Source organism: Alkalihalobacillus deserti (assembly GCF_020734105.1).
GTDB classification, from domain to species: Bacteria; Bacillota; Bacilli; order Bacillales; family Bacillaceae_D; genus Halalkalibacter; species Halalkalibacter deserti.
Genome location: NZ_JAJAFR010000009.1, coordinates 105,168 through 121,796, shown reverse-complemented (window position 1 = coordinate 121,796; position 16,629 = coordinate 105,168). Strand labels below are relative to the sequence as shown.

General features: G+C 37.1%; 13 protein-coding genes and 2 pseudogenes. 10 read left to right on the top strand and 5 right to left on the bottom strand.

Annotation, left to right across the window (positions count from 1 at the left end):
- Positions 1–126 precede the first annotated feature (126 nt).
- The 4 genes and pseudogenes from pruA to LDX58_RS16560 form a co-directional block, all read left to right on the top strand.
- Positions 127–1,537: pseudogene (pruA, locus tag LDX58_RS16575) on the top strand (L-glutamate gamma-semialdehyde dehydrogenase); the annotation flags it as partial.
- Positions 1,538–1,558: 21 nt separating this feature from the next.
- Positions 1,559–2,476 carry a proline dehydrogenase family protein gene (locus LDX58_RS16570; protein ID WP_227937930.1) on the top strand — a complete coding sequence of 306 codons (918 nt, stop codon included), beginning with the start codon at positions 1,559–1,561 and terminating at the stop codon, positions 2,474–2,476.
- A gap of 103 nt (positions 2,477–2,579) precedes the next feature.
- Positions 2,580–2,849 (top strand): annotated as a pseudogene (locus tag LDX58_RS16565) (hypothetical protein); the annotation flags it as partial.
- 10 nt (positions 2,850–2,859) lie between these two features.
- Positions 2,860–3,246, top strand: coding sequence for an ABC transporter substrate-binding protein (locus LDX58_RS16560; protein ID WP_504753065.1), 387 nt, complete (start codon positions 2,860–2,862; stop codon positions 3,244–3,246).
- A gap of 172 nt (positions 3,247–3,418) precedes the next feature.
- Here the strand turns inward: LDX58_RS16560 and LDX58_RS16555 are convergent, their stop codons facing one another.
- Positions 3,419–4,597: a DUF418 domain-containing protein gene (locus LDX58_RS16555; RefSeq protein ID WP_227937928.1), complete on the bottom strand. Its 1,179-nt coding sequence runs from the start codon at positions 4,595–4,597 to the stop codon at positions 3,419–3,421.
- A gap of 125 nt (positions 4,598–4,722) precedes the next feature.
- On the opposite strand from LDX58_RS16555, the gene nfsA reads away from it, so the two are divergent.
- The 4 genes from nfsA to LDX58_RS16535 all read left to right on the top strand — a co-directional run bounded on the left by nfsA (position 4,723) and on the right by LDX58_RS16535 (position 8,340).
- Positions 4,723–5,463, top strand: coding sequence for an oxygen-insensitive NADPH nitroreductase (gene nfsA / locus LDX58_RS16550; RefSeq protein WP_227937927.1), 741 nt, complete (start codon positions 4,723–4,725; stop codon positions 5,461–5,463).
- Positions 5,464–5,610: 147 nt separating this feature from the next.
- Positions 5,611–5,793 (top strand): hypothetical protein, encoded by a 183-nt coding sequence (locus tag LDX58_RS16545; RefSeq protein ID WP_227937926.1) that lies wholly within the window; start codon positions 5,611–5,613, stop codon positions 5,791–5,793.
- Entirely contained in the window at positions 5,790–6,962 is a 1,173-nt protein-coding gene (locus LDX58_RS16540) for a pyridoxal phosphate-dependent aminotransferase (RefSeq protein WP_227937925.1), read from the top strand. Before LDX58_RS16545 ends, LDX58_RS16540 begins: the two co-directional genes overlap by 4 nt.
- 625 nt (positions 6,963–7,587) lie before the next feature.
- Positions 7,588–8,340: a glycerophosphodiester phosphodiesterase gene (locus tag LDX58_RS16535; protein ID WP_227937924.1), complete on the top strand. Its 753-nt coding sequence runs from the start codon at positions 7,588–7,590 to the stop codon at positions 8,338–8,340.
- 417 nt (positions 8,341–8,757) lie between these two features.
- Here the strand turns inward: LDX58_RS16535 and LDX58_RS16530 are convergent, their stop codons facing one another.
- The 4 genes from LDX58_RS16530 to LDX58_RS16515 are packed head-to-tail and all read right to left on the bottom strand — an operon-like array spanning position 8,758 to position 14,949.
- Positions 8,758–11,202 carry a glycogen/starch/alpha-glucan phosphorylase gene (locus tag LDX58_RS16530; protein ID WP_227937923.1) on the bottom strand — a complete coding sequence of 815 codons (2,445 nt, stop codon included), beginning with the start codon at positions 11,200–11,202 and terminating at the stop codon, positions 8,758–8,760.
- Entirely contained in the window at positions 11,138–12,634 is a 1,497-nt protein-coding gene (gene glgA / locus LDX58_RS16525; protein WP_227937922.1) for a glycogen synthase GlgA, read from the bottom strand. The genes LDX58_RS16530 and glgA overlap by 65 nt, the downstream gene beginning before the upstream one ends.
- Before the next feature lie 24 nt (positions 12,635–12,658).
- Positions 12,659–13,765 (bottom strand): glucose-1-phosphate adenylyltransferase subunit GlgD, encoded by a 1,107-nt coding sequence (gene glgD, locus LDX58_RS16520; RefSeq protein ID WP_227937921.1) that lies wholly within the window; start codon positions 13,763–13,765, stop codon positions 12,659–12,661.
- Between the two features lie 29 nt (positions 13,766–13,794).
- On the bottom strand, positions 13,795–14,949 hold the full coding sequence (locus LDX58_RS16515; RefSeq protein WP_227937920.1) for a glucose-1-phosphate adenylyltransferase: 1,155 nt from the start codon (positions 14,947–14,949) through the stop codon (positions 13,795–13,797).
- A 295-nt stretch (positions 14,950–15,244) separates the two neighbouring features.
- Between LDX58_RS16515 and LDX58_RS16510 the strand changes: the two genes are divergently transcribed.
- The gene (locus LDX58_RS16510) at positions 15,245–15,943 is read left to right on the top strand and encodes a DUF2225 domain-containing protein (RefSeq protein ID WP_227937919.1); all 699 of its coding nucleotides are present in this window, start codon (positions 15,245–15,247) and stop codon (positions 15,941–15,943) included.
- A gap of 98 nt (positions 15,944–16,041) precedes the next feature.
- Positions 16,042–16,500 carry a chemotaxis protein CheX gene (locus LDX58_RS16505; protein WP_227937918.1) on the top strand — a complete coding sequence of 153 codons (459 nt, stop codon included), beginning with the start codon at positions 16,042–16,044 and terminating at the stop codon, positions 16,498–16,500.
- The last annotated feature ends 129 nt before the right edge of the window (positions 16,501–16,629 follow it).

Here is a 16,629-nt window from a genome sequence, read left to right as displayed (position 1 = left end):
AAAAAGATCCAAGAAACATGTAACAGAAAATAAAATAAGCCGTATATTCGATTAAAAAAGTCGTGATATACGGCTATTTGTCATGCGTACCGGTAAGGTGCGCTTATTTTTTATAATTCGGGCTTACTCTCAACCGAAAAAAAGATCGTATCTGTTAATCCATCAAATATTTCAGAAGTAGTAGGAACTGTTTCTATGGCAAATCAAGAATTAGCTGAAAAAGCGATGCAAGTGGCGGTTGAAACTTTTAAGACATGGAAAAAGTGGGATCCTGAAGTTCGTGCAGATATTTTATTTAAAGCGGCAGCTATCGTTCGTTGTCGTAAGCATGAGTTTTCAGCTTACCTTGTTTATGAAGCAGGAAAACCTTGGAATGAAGCAGATGCAGACACAGCAGAAGCGATTGATTTCTTAGAGTATTACGCACGTCAAATGATTGAATTGAAGAAAGGCTATCCTATATTGAAAGTCGTCCTATCGAGAAAATAGACTTGCGTACATTCCTCTTGGTGTAGGAGTTGTGATTTCTCCATGGAACTTTGCATTTGCGATTATGGCAGGTATGACGTCTGCTGCTTTAGTATCTGGGAATACAGTATTGCTAAAACCAGCAAGTACAACACCGGTTATTGCGGCGAAGTTCATTGAAGTATTAGAAGAAGCTGGTTTACCTGCAGGAGTTGTTAACTTCATTCCAGGAAGCGGGAGTGAAGTGGGAGACTATCTAGTTGATCATCCTAAAACTCGTTTTATTAGTTTTACAGGGTCAAGAGAAGTAGGGGTTCGCATATACGAGCGCGCTGCAAAAGTGCACGAAGGATAAATTTGGTTAAAGCGTGTTGTAGCTGAAATGGGAGGCAAAGACACCATCGTTGTTGATAATCAAGCTGATCTTGATTTAGCTGCAGAATCGATTGTTAAGTCTGTATTGGGCTTCTCAGGGCAAAAATGTTCTGCTTGTTCACGAGCAGTTATTCATGAAGATGTATATGATGAAGTATTAGAGAAAGCTATCGCCTTAACAAAAAAATTAAAGGTAGGGAATCCTGCTGAAAACACGAATATGGGGCCGGTTAATGATCAAGCTGCGTTTGACAAAGTGATGAACTACATTGAAATTGGGAAAGAAGAGGGCACATTAGTTTCAGGCGGGAAAGGAGAAAACGCTACAGGGTACTTCATTGAACCTACGATTATTGCTGGTGTAGATCAAAACGCAAGACTGATGAAAGAAGAGATCTTCGGGCCTGTTGTAGCCTTCTGTAAAGCGAAAGACTTTAATCACGCGTTAGAGATTGCCAATAACACAGATTATGGGCTAATAGGCGCTGTGATCACAAATAATCGTGAGCATATTGAAAAAGCAAAAGAAGACTTCCATGTGGGAAATCTTTATTTTAACCGTGGATGTACCGGATCCATTGTTGGTTATCATCCTTTTGGAGGATTCAATATGTCAGGAACAGATTCAAAAGCGGGCGGACCAGACTACCTTCTTTTGTTTACTCAAGTGAAATTACTAACTGAGCAACTTTAATGCTAAAGGGAGGGATTTGTGATGGTTGAAAAGCTTTCCAAAAATTTCTTTCTCTATATGTCAAAAAATAAAATGTTAAACAAAGGAGCAAAAAAGTGGGGATTGAAACTCGGAGCGGCCCAAGTGGTTGCCGGAGTTTCAATTGATAGTGTCATGAAAGTGGTTAAGCATTTGAATGATAAGGGATTAGTATGTACAGTTGATCATTTAGGTGAGTTTGTCTTGAATAAAGAAGAGGCAGCGGAATCAACACAAGTTTGCATCGATACCCTTGAAGCGATATCGGCAACTGGAGTAAATTGCAATTTATCTTTGAAATTAACACAATTAGGTCTCGATATTGATCGTCAACTTTGTATAGATAATATGCATCGAATTCTTAAAGTCGCTAAAAAAGCAAATAATTTCGTTAGAATTGATATGGAAGATTATTCACACTATCATCAAACATTAGAAATTCTAGAAGAGTTAAGAAAGAAATATGAAAATGTTGGAACGGTCATACAAGCATATCTTTATTGCGCTGCGAAAGACTTAGAAGAGTTAAAAGGGATTTCACTGCGTTTAGTAAAAGGAGCTTATAAGGAGTCAGCAGACGTAGCCATTCAATCAAAAGAAAAAATTGATAAAAACTATTTAGCTATCATTAAACAACATTTGTTGAATGGCAGTTATACTGCGATTGCAACCCATGATCATCAAGTCATTGAAAAAGTAAAAAAGTTTTGCGAAAAGAATCAAATCCCTAAGTCTCAGTTTGAATTTCAAATGCTTTATGGTTTTCGGACAGAGCTACAAGAGGAAATTGCCGCAGAAGGCTATACGATGCGGGTGTATGTACCTTTTGGAGAAGATTGGTATGGTTATTTTATGAGACGGTTGGCAGAAAGGCCTCAAAATGTTTCATTTGCTTTGAAAGGATTTTTTTCAAAAAAGTAAGCTTGAAAAGCCGAAACAGTAATATTGCAGGTTTCTTAGACAAATCCTTTGCAAAAAAATAGTTTTCGATAATGTGAAATTATAGAAAACTATTTTATAATGTGATATGTTTTTACCTGCTGTAATCGGTAGTGGTATTGAAAGTGAATTTACAAAGTTTGCAATCGTTTGTGTATCAGTTTCTCAACTTAGTTACATGTCAGAGGTCGGTGGACTGTTGCTAGCTTCTAAGTTACCGAAATCATTCTTCGCTTTCGTCATTATTTTTCTCGAACGTACGATTATTACTCTACCAATTATTGTGTTAATGGCTCATCTGATTTTTGGAGATTTGTATTATAAGAGGAGTTCTGGGTTACGTTTAGGGGTTTAAGGCGTATGAAATCCGGAAGAAGGGAAAGGAGAGCCACCGCCAAATTACGAAAGTTCTACGAAAAATGGTAAATGAACACGGGAAGACGATTGTCATGTTTTACATGGCAAGGAAATTTATGACATGGATATTCCATGAATTTGGAGTAGCTGCTATTGATGAGACGATTGAAGTATCTAACCATGGTCAGAATATTTCATTTGAATATATTGCCGAAAAAGATCCTAAATATTTATTTGTTGTAGATAGAGGCACCATTGTTGGTGGTGAATCATCAGGACAACAAACAGTAGAAAATGAAGTAGTGAAAACGACTCAAGCTTATCAAAATGGCAAGATTGTTTATTTAGATCCTGTCTACTGGTATATTACTATTGGTGGTTTAACAGCAACATAGGATAAGATTGCCGAAGTAGATGCTGTAATTGAGTAATAGGTGAAGTCAAACAGCAACGGAGAAATCTGTTGCTGTTTTTATAGGTGGAAATTAATTTATTAAATCATTCTCTAGTAACATTTTTGTTTCGAAGTGTATATAAGCTTTAGGTAACCTTTTTCGATGGGGCATGTTATCGGCGTAATTTAGGTAAACGTAAGTACGTCCCAGCTCTCCATCCCCATTCAAATGGACCGATGTAAAAGCGGTTTAACCACCACTTGCTCGCTAGAACTTGAATGGTAAAGAAGGAAAAACAAAGAAGTAATCCAGTGAAAATTCCGATGCGTCCAAAGAGATTAAACCCGTAACCATAAAATATAGTAGTGAAAACCAAGGATTGCAGTAAGTAATTCGTTAAAGAGAGTCGCCCTACATACGTAAATGCATAAAGAATGTTACTCTGTCTCGCTGATGAAGCAAGCAGTGCGATACTTGAAGCATAAAACATCGCAACAAGTGGGCCACCTACCGTTGTATGTAGCATTTCATACGTGTAGCTATCGTTAAATAAATAAATTATTTTACTTGGGAATCCAATTAGTAATGTAATCCACCAAACACGAAAAAGCAGCGATCGATATTGTAAAGGATGTACAAGCCATTTTTTTCGTGCAACAAAAGCACCTAGCAAGAACATGCCTAAAACGCTGATGATAGCCGATGCATGAATAATCATATCGCCAATTAAGCCTAACCCAAGTGGATCACTGAACAGTCGAAATTGAACAACGTCAGGGTAACTTTTCAAACTAAGCGTTTCCTTTTCTGCTATTGAATAGTGCAATAGTTGCTCATCAAAGGTCGTTGAATCATCCTCAGGTACGGCGATGGAAAGTGCCATGATAAATAACAAGACGATCGACCAGATGAGAAGTCCTCTTTCTTTTAGTTTCAAGAAGAAAAAAAGGACAAAAGCGGTGAGGGCATAGGTAAAGAGAATATCTCCATCCCAAATGAAAAGTCCATGGATTAAACCTACTACTAGTAATATAAGAGTGCGACGCCAATATAAAGTTCCAAAAGGAAGTTGTTGCTGTTCAAGCCGTTCTTTTAAAGAGGCCATACCATATCCAAAGAGAAATGAGAATAAGGTATAAAAACTTGAGGTAGCAAAAAGCTGAATGAACATCTCAGCCCCTTTATCTAGTGTGCCAAGAGGGTAGAAATGATGAATGTCAGGAATTAAGAATAAGCCATATTGAAAATGTAAACTATTTGCCAATAGAATACCAAAAAGGGCAAAACCCCTCATCATATCTAACGAAGAAATTCGCTCCGTTTCTTGTATGGGTGCAGAACGTTTATTCATAAAAACCTCCCTTCAATTAAAATTGTAAGATATAACTAGTTGTCCTGCAACTGAAATTCAGTTCTTTGTTTTAATTGAGATGTAAGAAATCTTCTTGTACACTAAATAAAAAGGAGGCATCTATTATGGAAACAAATTCAATTATTGAGTTAATAAATAGCCATCGTTCTATTCGGAAATTTTCGGACGAACAACTAACTAGCATACAAGTGGAAACGATTGTTGAGGCAGGAAGATGGGCCCCTACATCACACCATGTTCAAGCATACAGTATTATTGTGGTGAAGGATAAAGAAAAAAAAGAAAAGCTTGCCAAGTTAGCTGGCAATCAAACCTATGTAGAAACATGCCCTGTATTTTTTGTTATCTGTGCTGATTATTATCGACTGAAGCAAGCGAGCGACAAACATCAGCAAACATTTGAAGTAGGTGAGCAAGAACAAGTCATTGTAGGAGCTGTTGATGCGGCACTTGTTGCTCAAAATATGCTATTGGCAGCACGTTCGTTTGGTCTTGGGGGAGTAATGATAGGTGGTATTAGGAATGATTCTGAAGCGGTTTCTACGCTTTTGGAGCTCCCAGAATTCACATTCCCTGTCATGGGTCTATGCCTAGGTTATCCAGCGCAAAACCCTGATCAAAAACCGCGTTTACCTCATGAAGCGGTTGTTCATTATGAGCAGTACGATCAAACGAAAATAGACGAAGCCATTACGGAATATGATCTCCTCATGAAGCAATATTATCATGAACGAACCCAAGGAAAACGATCAGAAACATGGTCTGAACAAATGGCTGCTTTTCTTTCTACACCGAAGCGACCACAAGTAGGAAGTTTTATAAAGAAGCAAGGATTCTTGAAGTGAAAAACAAGATTGACATAACGTTTTTCTTCAATTAAGCTTTGAAAATAAAAGTGTGAACATAACATTTAATAGATCATTCTAACTAGGGCTTAACTAAGAGGAGAGTAGCCAAACGAGTTTTTTCAGGCTCTTTTGGATACACACTTAATGCTTGATTTAACACGAGTCCTTTTTCATGGTTTGAAAAGGGCTCTTTCTTTTAAAATACACGCTGCGCTTAGCACGTCAAGAAACCCATTTGTCGTAGAAGTAGCGGCTTCATTGCTTCTAAGAAAAAGATGGCTAGCACCGTTTTTTCTTAATGAAATAAAAGAGGTGGCAACGAGATGAAAATATTTCCACAGTCAGATGCATTACAACGTTTACCTGAACAATTTTTCTCGAAACTTGTAAAAAAGGTAATAAAAGCTAAAGAGCAACATGATGATGTCATTAACCTAGGACAAGGAAATCCAGACCAACCTACTCCTAAACCGATTGTCGAAAAATTACAAGACACAGCAAACAATCCACTTTACTATAAGTACCCTCCTTTTGCTGGATACTCATTTTTAAAAGAGGCGGTTGCTAATTATTATCAAAAAGAGCATGGGGTGGAAATTGATCCCAATAGCGAAGTGGCAGTTCTTGCTGGCACCAAAACAGGTCTTGTCGAGATCAGTCAATGTTTATTGAATGAAGGGGATGTAGCTTTAGTACCAGACCCAGGGTACCCTGATTACTGGTCTGGTATTGCATTAGCTGGAGCTAGAATACATGGGATGCCGCTTCGAGCAGAACAAAATTTCCATCCCGACTTTTCAGAAATTAATAAAGAGACGTGGCAAACGGCAAAGCTGATGTTTTTAAATTACCCGAATAATCCTACAGGAGCAGTAGCGACACCAGAACTCTTTAAAGAAACGATTCAATTAGCAAATGAACACGATGTGTGTGTCGTCCATGATTTTGCCTATGGAGCGATTGGGTTTGATGGAGAAAAGCCACTCAGTTTTCTTCAAATTCCAGGTTCTAAAGAAGTTGGAGTGGAGATGTTGACCCTTTCAAAAACCTATAATATGGCTGGCTGGAGAGTCGGTTTCGTCGTTGGGAATCCAAGTGTTGTAAAAGCAATTGAACTTATTCAAGAGCATTATTATTGTAGTATTTTTGGGGGGATTCAAGAAGCCGCTGCTTACGCTCTCAATTCGGATCAATCAAGTGTTGTTCAACTAGTAGATATGTATGAAAAACGAAGAAAAGCCCTTGTTACTGCAGCGGAAAACATTGGTTGGAAAGTTCAGGCTCCAAAAGGATCTTTCTTCGCATGGTTTCCTGTTCCAGAAGGCTATACATCAGAATCCTTTGCCGACCTCCTTATAGAGAAAGCAAGAGTCGTCGTCGCTCCTGGCATTGGTTTTGGTAAATATGGTGAAGGATACGTTCGCATCGGTCTGTTAAGTGAAGAAGAAGTGTTGGAAGAAGCTATGAAGAGAATTGGAGAACTTCAAGTTTTTTAATGATAAGAAGAAATAAACATGTAGGAATAGGACAATCGCACCCTCTCATATGAATATAATGAATCTACTTTTGTTTCTTATTGGAGGGGAAGCTTGTGATTATACAGCCAGATTAAATTACTAACTGACTAATCAAACCAGTCAAACCAAAGAACTCAGCCAATATATAAACCCGAGATCAACCAAACCATTAACAAAACGAACATGTACAAAATAGGTGAAGCGACAAAGCTTTATCTTTTTTGCGTTGCTCTTTCAAATGACATTTGCTTTTTAGTACAATGAAAAAGAAACGAACAAACGTATAACCGATCTCTATTATCTATAAAAAAAGTAAAGGGTCATCTATGGTTAAGAGCAAAGGGTTTTAAAGATTCTTTGTAAAAAACGGCTAAATGGTTCAACAGGGGAATAATAAAGATATGATGTTTAATTTCCAAGCAATTATCGATAAGTGTTCCATGTTTTGGTTTAAGCGAAGGAGATGTCATTTTCACGGGTACACGGAGATCAGTGCCTGTTGTTATGGGTGGAGAAGAAAAAGGGGCAGTTTTCAGTAGCATAGTTGTAAATGATCTTCATTGAGAACTATTTGGAAGTTAGGTATAGAAAAGAGGAGATAACTTTGACTGGAACAAAGATTTTCGCACACCGTGGTTTCTCAAGCCGGTACCCTGAAAATACGATGGTGGCCTTTCAAGCCTCAGTAGATATTGGAGCAGACGGAATAGAATTTGATGTTCAGCTTTCAAAAGATCTTGTGCCAGTTGTGATCCACGACCTCTCTCTTGAGCGAACAACAACAGGAAAAGGGTTAGTACGTCATTTTACCGTAAGTGAGTTAAAAGGATTCAGTGCAGGTTCTTGGTTTAGTAACGAATTTAAAGAAGAAAGAATTCCTACGTTGGAAGAGATACTTATTTGGGCAGCAAATCATTCGTTAATTCTTAATATAGAGGTGAAAGGCAATGTGTTTGAGAGAGATTTGATTATAGCTGCTGTTTCACCGTTATTAAAAAAATACGATCTTGAAGATCGAATCATTTTATCTTCCTTTGATCACAAATTCGTACATTTGATTCAAAAGCAGGATCCATTTTTAGAAACAGGTGTTATTGTAGCGACAGCACTCTTTCAACCAGAAGAATATTTAAGACATGCAAATGTGTTAGGTTATCATTTTTCTCATGTTAGTTTATTAGAGGAAGAAGTAAAGGCACTAATAAAAAAGGGGTTTCGTTTGAGACCCTATACGGTAAACGAGATTAGATCGATCAGGAAGTTTATTGAAATTGGCTGTGATGCCATTTTCACGGATGAGGTAGAAAAGGCATTAGTGGTCAGGAAGGAATGGTTTGAAAGAACAGGTGATTTTTAAAATTAACCAGTGACTTAACTTGGGTTATAATGTTTTGTCCATGAAAAATAAATCCGGTACTGAGTTCGCTATTACTAAAAATCACCGTTTCTGTGACACATACCGGAGAAACTGTCTGCTTCATTCCTCTTATAAATCCTACCCAGCCTTTTAAAAACCTTGTAATAAAATGGTCTTAATAATTAACATACAATTTAACGCCCGTTTTAGTCAGTACACTTAAATTCATGGTCTTTGCTAAAACAGGTGTTAATATGGCTGTTATTTTACTTATTAAAATTATAAAACGCTTGGTATATTAGTAAAAAAGAAGAGACGAATATCGGTACGATCCCCGTCTCTTAATGGTATGTTTTTTTTAGGTTTCTCCCTCTGTTCCTAAACCGTTACTTATAAGGAGCACCCTTATTTGAATACTTATTTGATGATTAAGTTCCCGATCGTTGAAGGTTTAATCTTCCAAATATCTTTAGCGTATTCTTGAATGGTACGATCACTAGAAAACATACCAGATTGAGCAATGTTAACAATGCTTTTACTTAACCAGTCTGTTTGATTTTGATACGTTTCCTGTACACGATTTTGAGCATGAATGTAGCTATCAAAATCCTTTAAGACGAAATATTCATCGTTGTTGTAAAGAAGTGAATAGAAGATGTCTTTGAACTCAACGTCACCCCCTGAAAAATGTTGGTTGACAAGGAGGTCCATCACATTACGTAATCGTCTATCATTGTTGTAATAATCGCGGGCACGATATTCGCCCTCGCGTTGGTAATTGAATACTTCCTCGGAGGTTAAACCGAACGTAAAGATATTATCCTCCCCAACCAATTCACCAATTTCTACATTTGCACCATCGAGTGTACCGATTGTTAGCGCGCCATTCATCATTAATTTCATATTGCCGGTACCAGATGCTTCTTTACTAGCCGTTGAGATTTGTTCACTTAAATCTGCTGCTGGTATGATTCGCTCAGCAAGGCTTACAGAATAATTTTCAAGAAAGACAATTTTAATCTTTGAGCTAATTTCAGGGTGAGTATTAACTTTTGCAGCAACCGCATTAATCAATTTAATGACTTGTTTGGCAAACGAGTAACCAGGAGCCGCTTTAGCACCGAAAATAAATGTTCGTGGAATTAACTCGACTGATGGGTCTTCAAGGCATCTATTATATAAATGAATAATATGAAATAGATTTAAAAGCTGCCGCTTATAACCATGGAGACGTTTAATATGAACATCAACAATGGACTGATCATCGACCGTAACATTATATTGTTTCTTAATGAAGTTCGCTAACTTTACTTTATTTTCATGCTTCACCTTGGCAATGGATTCTTGGAACGCAGCATCATTAGCAAATGGAATTAATCTCGTCAGCTGACCGGGAGTATGAATCCAATCTGTTCCAATTGCCTGAGAGATCACATTTGTTAACTCAGGATTTACATTTAACAACCAGCGTCTGTGTGTGATCCCGTTTGTTTTGTTATTAAAACGTTCTGGAAATACAGTATAAAAAGGTTTCATTACTCGATCTTTTAGAATGTTTGTATGTAATTTCGCAACCCCATTAATACTAAAACTTCCAACCATTGAAAGATGTGACATATGAACTTGTTCATAAGATAAGATGGCCATTTCCGGAATCTTCTCTCTTAGCTCAGGGTAATCATACCAAAGCATTTTGCAAAATCGTTCATTGATTTCATGAATGATTAAATACAAACGTGGAAACAAGGTTTTTATCATTTCTTCAGGCCATTTTTCTAGGGCTTCGCTCAATGTTGTATGATTTGTATAGGCGACTGTTTTTTGCGTGATCGACCATGCTTCATCCCAACCTAATTTTTCTTCGTCCATTAAAAGCCGCATTAGTTCTGGAACAACAAGACTTGGGTGAGTATCATTGATTTGAATCACAACATGATTAGATAACTGCTCTAAAGGGTTATTTCTTTTTTTATAACGATGAAGGATGCTTTGAAGACCGGCTGAGACTAAGAAGTATTGCTGTTTTAAGCGTAAAATTTTCCCTTCATAATAAGAATCATCTGGGTAAAGAAATTCAGAGATCTTTTCTATTGATCTCTTGTAATCGAGATAGTGATAATAATCATGTCCACGACTAGAGTGAAAGTGAAAATGGTTTGTCGTTGACTCTGCACTCCATAAACGAAGAGTATTAACCGTATTATTGTTAAACCCTACAATGGGAACATCATATGGAACAGCTAACACTCGTTCATAATCGTGATGATGGAATTGGAGATGTCCATTTTCAACTGTTGTTTCAACGGTACCCCCGAACCTGACTTCAATCGCCTTATCTCCTCGTTTTGTTTCCCACATGTATTCATCCTTTAGCCAGTTGTCAGGAAGTTCTACTTGATAGCCATTAACGACCTTTTGTTGAAAAAGACCGTATTTATATCGTATTCCCATTCCATGGCCAGGTAATTGAAGAGAAGCAAGAGAGTCAAGGAAGCAAGCTGCAAGTCTTCCAAGCCCTCCATTCCCTAACCCAGCATCATGTTCTTCACGAAACACCTCTTCCGGGTCAAAGCCTAAGGCCGTTAATGTTTCTTTATAAAGGTTTAACATGCCCATGTTCAATAAATTGGACTCTACTAGACGTCCAAGTAAGAATTCCATTGAAAAATAATAAACTTGTTTGCTTTCTTTTTCAATATACGTTTGTTGTGTCATCTGCCAATTCGCATGAATTGATTCTTTCATGGTCAAACAAATTGACTGAAACATTTCTTTCGTCGTAGCGTCTTCAAGGCTTTTACCGTATGACGAGGTGAGCTTCTCTTTTAGTACCTGGCTCAGATTGTATACTGTCTTGGACATAGGGATCCTCCTCATTAGTGGGGTTCAGCAACTGCTTGTAAATTCCTTCATATTGAAGAGCAGAATGTTCCCAGTTCAATTTACATTTGTAGATGTTTTTCAAAATTTGGTTCCAGTGTTTTGGTTGATGATACAAATGGATGCCATATCGAATAGTGTTCAAAAAGTCATTTGCATTATAATTCGTGAAAGAAAAGCCATTTCCTGCTCCAGTAAATTCATTATATGGTTGGATTGTATCTTTTAACCCTCCCGTTTCCCTAACAATAGGAACAGTTTCATAGCGAAGAGCGATTAATTGACTTAATCCACATGGCTCAAATCGAGATGGCATAAGAAAAAAGTCTGAAGAAGCGTATAATCTACGCGCTAGTCCTTCTTGAAACACATTCATAAATCGGCATGAATTAGGATAACGGTTCGAAATCGATTGGAAGTGTTCTTCAAATTTTGATTCTCCGGTCCCCATAATGACAACCTGAACAGATTCGGTTGTCAATAACTCATCTAGAATATGAACAAGAAGGGGAAGACCTTTTTCTTCAACTAATCGACTGATCACTGCAAACATAGGGATATCTTTTGAAATGGTTAGATCTAATTCTTGTTGCATGATGCGTTTGTTCTCTTTTTTTCTTGAATAATGTTTCTTGTATGGGATAGAAACATAAAGATCGTTTGCAGGATTGTAAACATCTTCATCAATGCCATTGACAATTCCTGATAGACTCGTACCTCGTTCGTGTAAAAAGGATTCAAGCCCTTCTCCGTAATATGGATCTAATATCTCATTTGCATAAGAAGGACTTACTGTCGTTACCCAATCAGCATGAATAAGAGCTGCCTTCATAAAGTTAACGGCTCCTTTATACTCTAAGCCACCTAAATGAATATGGTCTAGGTGCAACAGTTCATTAAAAACGGAGAGAGGAAAAACACCTTGATACTTTAAATTATGAATCGTAAAAACCGTTTTCACATTTCTTTGATAAGCACCAGCCTTGATGTAGAGAGGAATAAGAGCTGTTTGCCAATCATGACAGTGAATTAAATCAGGAGTTGAATCAAGATGTTCGAGTGCTTTGAAAAAGGCATGAGTGAAAAAAACATAGCGCTCAGCATCATCGACTTCATCATATAAATGAGCCCGGTTAAAGTAATATTCATTATCAATGAAATAGTAGATTACTTGATCAGTTTCATAAGATAAAAGACCGCAATATTGTTTCCGCCATTTAACGTGTACGTCAAATGAACCAATAAATTGGAGTTTAGAGGCAATGTCATGTGGAAGACCTCGATGTTTTGGTAGAAAAATGGTGAGCTTATGGTTTTTCTTGGCAAGTGCTTTTGGAAGAGAGGCTACAACATCAGCTAATCCTCCTGTTTTAAAAAATGGTGCACATTCGGAAGCAACCATCACAATATTCATAGACAAAACTCCTTCTTTTATAGGTTACATCACTTTTCTTTTAGCAAATACATATGGGTTTTCAGGTGCGCCAATAAATGTACGGCGTGGTGAGATCACAATATCTTTATCTAAAATTACGTTTTCTAACAAAGTTCCTTCTTGGATTTCACAACGTTGCATAATAATAGAGTTTCGAACAATAGCATCTTTGTGGACATGCACTCCTCTAAAGAGAATGCTATTTTCAACTGTACCGTCAATCACACATCCATTGGCTAGTAATGAATTCGATGTTCGTGCTGATTTCGTATATTTTGTAGGGGGTTCATCTTTTGGTTTTGTATAAATCGGTTTTCGATTTAGAAAAAGCTGGGTGTACACATCTATATCAAGCAAGGACATACTATGTTTATAGTAGCTTTCAATGGAATTAATAACAGCTAGATATCCTCTGTATTCGTATGAATGTACTGTAAGACTATTAAGATTTTCAATAATCCCATCAAGTAATAAATTCTCTTTTTTTCTAGCAATGCAATAGTCAACGAGTTCTAGCAATAAAGACTTTTTGATAATAAACATATCCATAAATAGATTTTGGTTGCTTGTATCTGTTGTAATATTGGTGACCTCGCCCTTTTCGTTGATTTCTAATTTTTTTTCAAGTGCATGTTCATAGTCAAGTATTTGAATTGGTTGATAAATGGCTGTTACGTCAGCTCCTGACTTTAGGTGTTCTTGAAACACTTTCTCATAATTGATGTTGCATATATGGTGAGTACCTGTGATCAGTACGTATTCTGCTAAACCACGATCAAAGAAGTCGCGGTTATTATGAAAATGTTGTAAATCTCCCTTTGATAAGTCGGTTGGGTCGTTCCAGTCGGGAGGTAGGATAAATAAACCGCCACGTTTACGGTCTAGATCCCATGGCTTTCCATTTCCTAAATGATCCATAAGTGAACGATATTTCCTTCTAGTAAAAACAGCAATATCTTGAATTTGTGAATTTACCATATTGGAAAGGACAAAGTCGATAAGACGATAACGACTGCCATAAGGTACTGCAGCACCGCAGCGGAAATAAGTCAATTCCTTCAGTAAATTTTGTTCACTATCTAAATGAATAACGCCCATCAGTTTTTCCATTCATTTCTTCCTCTCACTTTAAATTTAACTTATCCTAAAATAGTGGCGGGGTTTTTAATGGGAGTGTCTTTATCAATAACTAAAATTTCATCTTCCGGTGAGAGGATCTCTGTATAATCTGGAATGGTTACTCCTTCAGCAATAATGACCTTTTTTAATTTTACATGTTGCCCAATTTTTACATTAGGCATAATGACAGACTGCTCTATTTCACTATGACAACCAATTCCAACCTGATGAAATAGTATCGATTCTGAAACATTCCCATAAATAAGACAACCCTCATTAATAAGAGAATTCGTTATCGTTGCATGTGGTGAAATGTATTGAGGCGATTGACAAGTATTAACGGAATAAATTCGCCAATTATACTCATGAAGTTTTAAAGAAGGCTGTTTAGCGAGTAAATCCATATTAGCCTCCCAAAAACTCTGTATAGTACCAACATCTTTCCAGTAACCAGAAAACGGGTAAGCAAATAACTTTCGGTTGTCATTCAGCATGGCTGGAATAATATCTTTTCCAAAGTCGTGATTAGATTCTGACAAAAGCGCATCTTCATTCAAATAGGCTTTTAAAACAGACCAATTGAAAATATAAATACCCATGGAAGCAAGATTACTTTCTGGATCAGCTGGTTTTTCTGTAAAATCAGTGATGTGACCTGTTTTCGTAGCATTCATAATTCCGAAACGACTTGCTTCTTCCCATGGTACTTCAAGGACAGAAATGGTAGCTTCTGCACCTCGCTCTTTATGATAATCAAGCATTAAACTATAATCCATTTTATAAATATGGTCACCTGATAAAATAAGCACATATTCAGGATCATACTGTTCAATAAAATGGCGGTTTTGATAGATGGCATCAGAGGTTCCTAAATACCAGGAACCACCCCTTTTCTCAACAAAAGGTGGAAGGCAAGTTAACCCCCCGTTACGACGATCTAGATCCCAGGGTGTACCAATTCCTAGGTGAGAATTTAAAGCAAGAGGCTCGTATTGTGTTAATACTCCCACCGTGTCAATGCCAGAATTAATACAATTACTTAAAGGGAAGTCTATAATTCTATATTTTCCGCCAAAATAAACAGCGGGCTTGGCTAACTTTCTTGTAAGGTCACCAAGTCGTTTACCTTCCCCCCCTGCAAGTAGCATTGCTACGCATTCTTTTCTTCTATTCATATTTCCAGCCCCTGTCTATTTGGTTTTGAAGTTTAAGGGACACCTTGATGGACTGAATCGTCTGATGAAAGGATCATCCCTCCCTTAAGTGGTTACCACTGCAACTATATAAGCATATGCATGAGAGAGGTCTTATCATTCCAATGAATTTTTAAAAAGGGTTCATTGAATTGAATTGCCGCAAATTCTTTTTAAATTTTCCGAAGAGTTAGAATGAAAAAAGATAAAAAGACTAGTAAAATACAGTGCTTTTAGACTAAAATAAATGTATAACTTTCAAACTAGGATGAGCGCTATGACAAACCAACTTTCACCTTTATATGATAAAAAAGTCCTTTGTTTATACTGTAAAAATACTTTTCATTCAAAGAGAGTGCGTTCAAGTTTTATCCGTATCAAAACAATAGATAGTGATTTTTGTAAAGTTTATAAAGAAGAAATGATTAATCCTTTATTTTATGAGACTGATGTTTGCCCAGATTGCGGTTTTGCTTCAACAGAAGCATTCAGTCTCGAGTTTCCAAACGGAGCAAAGGATGAAATTGCTAAACAGTTCGAGAATTGGAAAACTCAGGAATTTGGTAAGGAACGAACCGTTTCTGATGCCATCAAAGCTATGAAGTTAGCTATACTCTCAGCAAATTTAAAAAGAGAAAATCGAATCGTTATAGGAGGACTTTGTCTTCGATTAGCATGGATTTATCGATCAATAGAGGATTACAACCAAGAAAGACGATTTTTGCTAGCAGCTTATTTAGATTATGAAGTCTCTTACGAAAGAGGAGACTATATAGGAACGAAAATGACCGAGTTGAGACTTTTATACTTATTAGGTGAACTTGCAAGGAGAATAGAAAAGAGAGAAAAAGCAGGTCTTTACTTCACGAGAGTGATTCAACATAAAAAAAGAGCGACAGAAACAAAGATCGTCGAGATGGCAAGAGAACAGTGGTATATCATGCGTAATCAAGAACAGGTTAATCCTACAAAGTAAGGAAAGAACCACACATAACGGTAAAAACGTATGATAAACTAAATATAATTTCACACGATTCGACAAAATTTATAATTAAGTTCCTGGAGGAATACAAAGTGAATGTAAACCATATTAATGCAATTTGCCGTGCTACAAAGGAAATACTGACGAATCATTTTGGACTTGCCGTTACACCTTTTGCCCCTAGCGCAGGAACAGGTACGATTCCTTCTAATGAAATAGCTGTTATTTTAGGAGTGAAAGGTCAATTAAAAGGTCAAATTATTTGTTCATTCTCTTCTGAAACAGTAAAAGAGCTAGTAGGTGTGATGATGGGTGGAATGCAAATTGGTCAGCTTGATGAGATGGGTTGGAGTGCTGTTCAGGAGTTTGGAAATTGGGTGGCAGGAACAACGGCAACGGAATTATCAAAAGAATCATGTATTATTGATGTAACAACACCGATTGTGAATGAGGGAGACTCAAGGTTTCATTCAAGCAGTCCTTTTGTTAGCGTCCCTCTAGACACACCAATTGGTGGAATTTATGTGCATATAGCTGTAAAAGAAGAGTAGACCTTTTGATCAACCACCAGCTTGTAAGGGGGTTTTCTTTTTTTTAGGTGGATACATGAATGATTGTAAGTGCAAATTTGGGATTAAATGGGGCATTCAAAACGGAACTAGTATAAAAGCAAAAAAGTG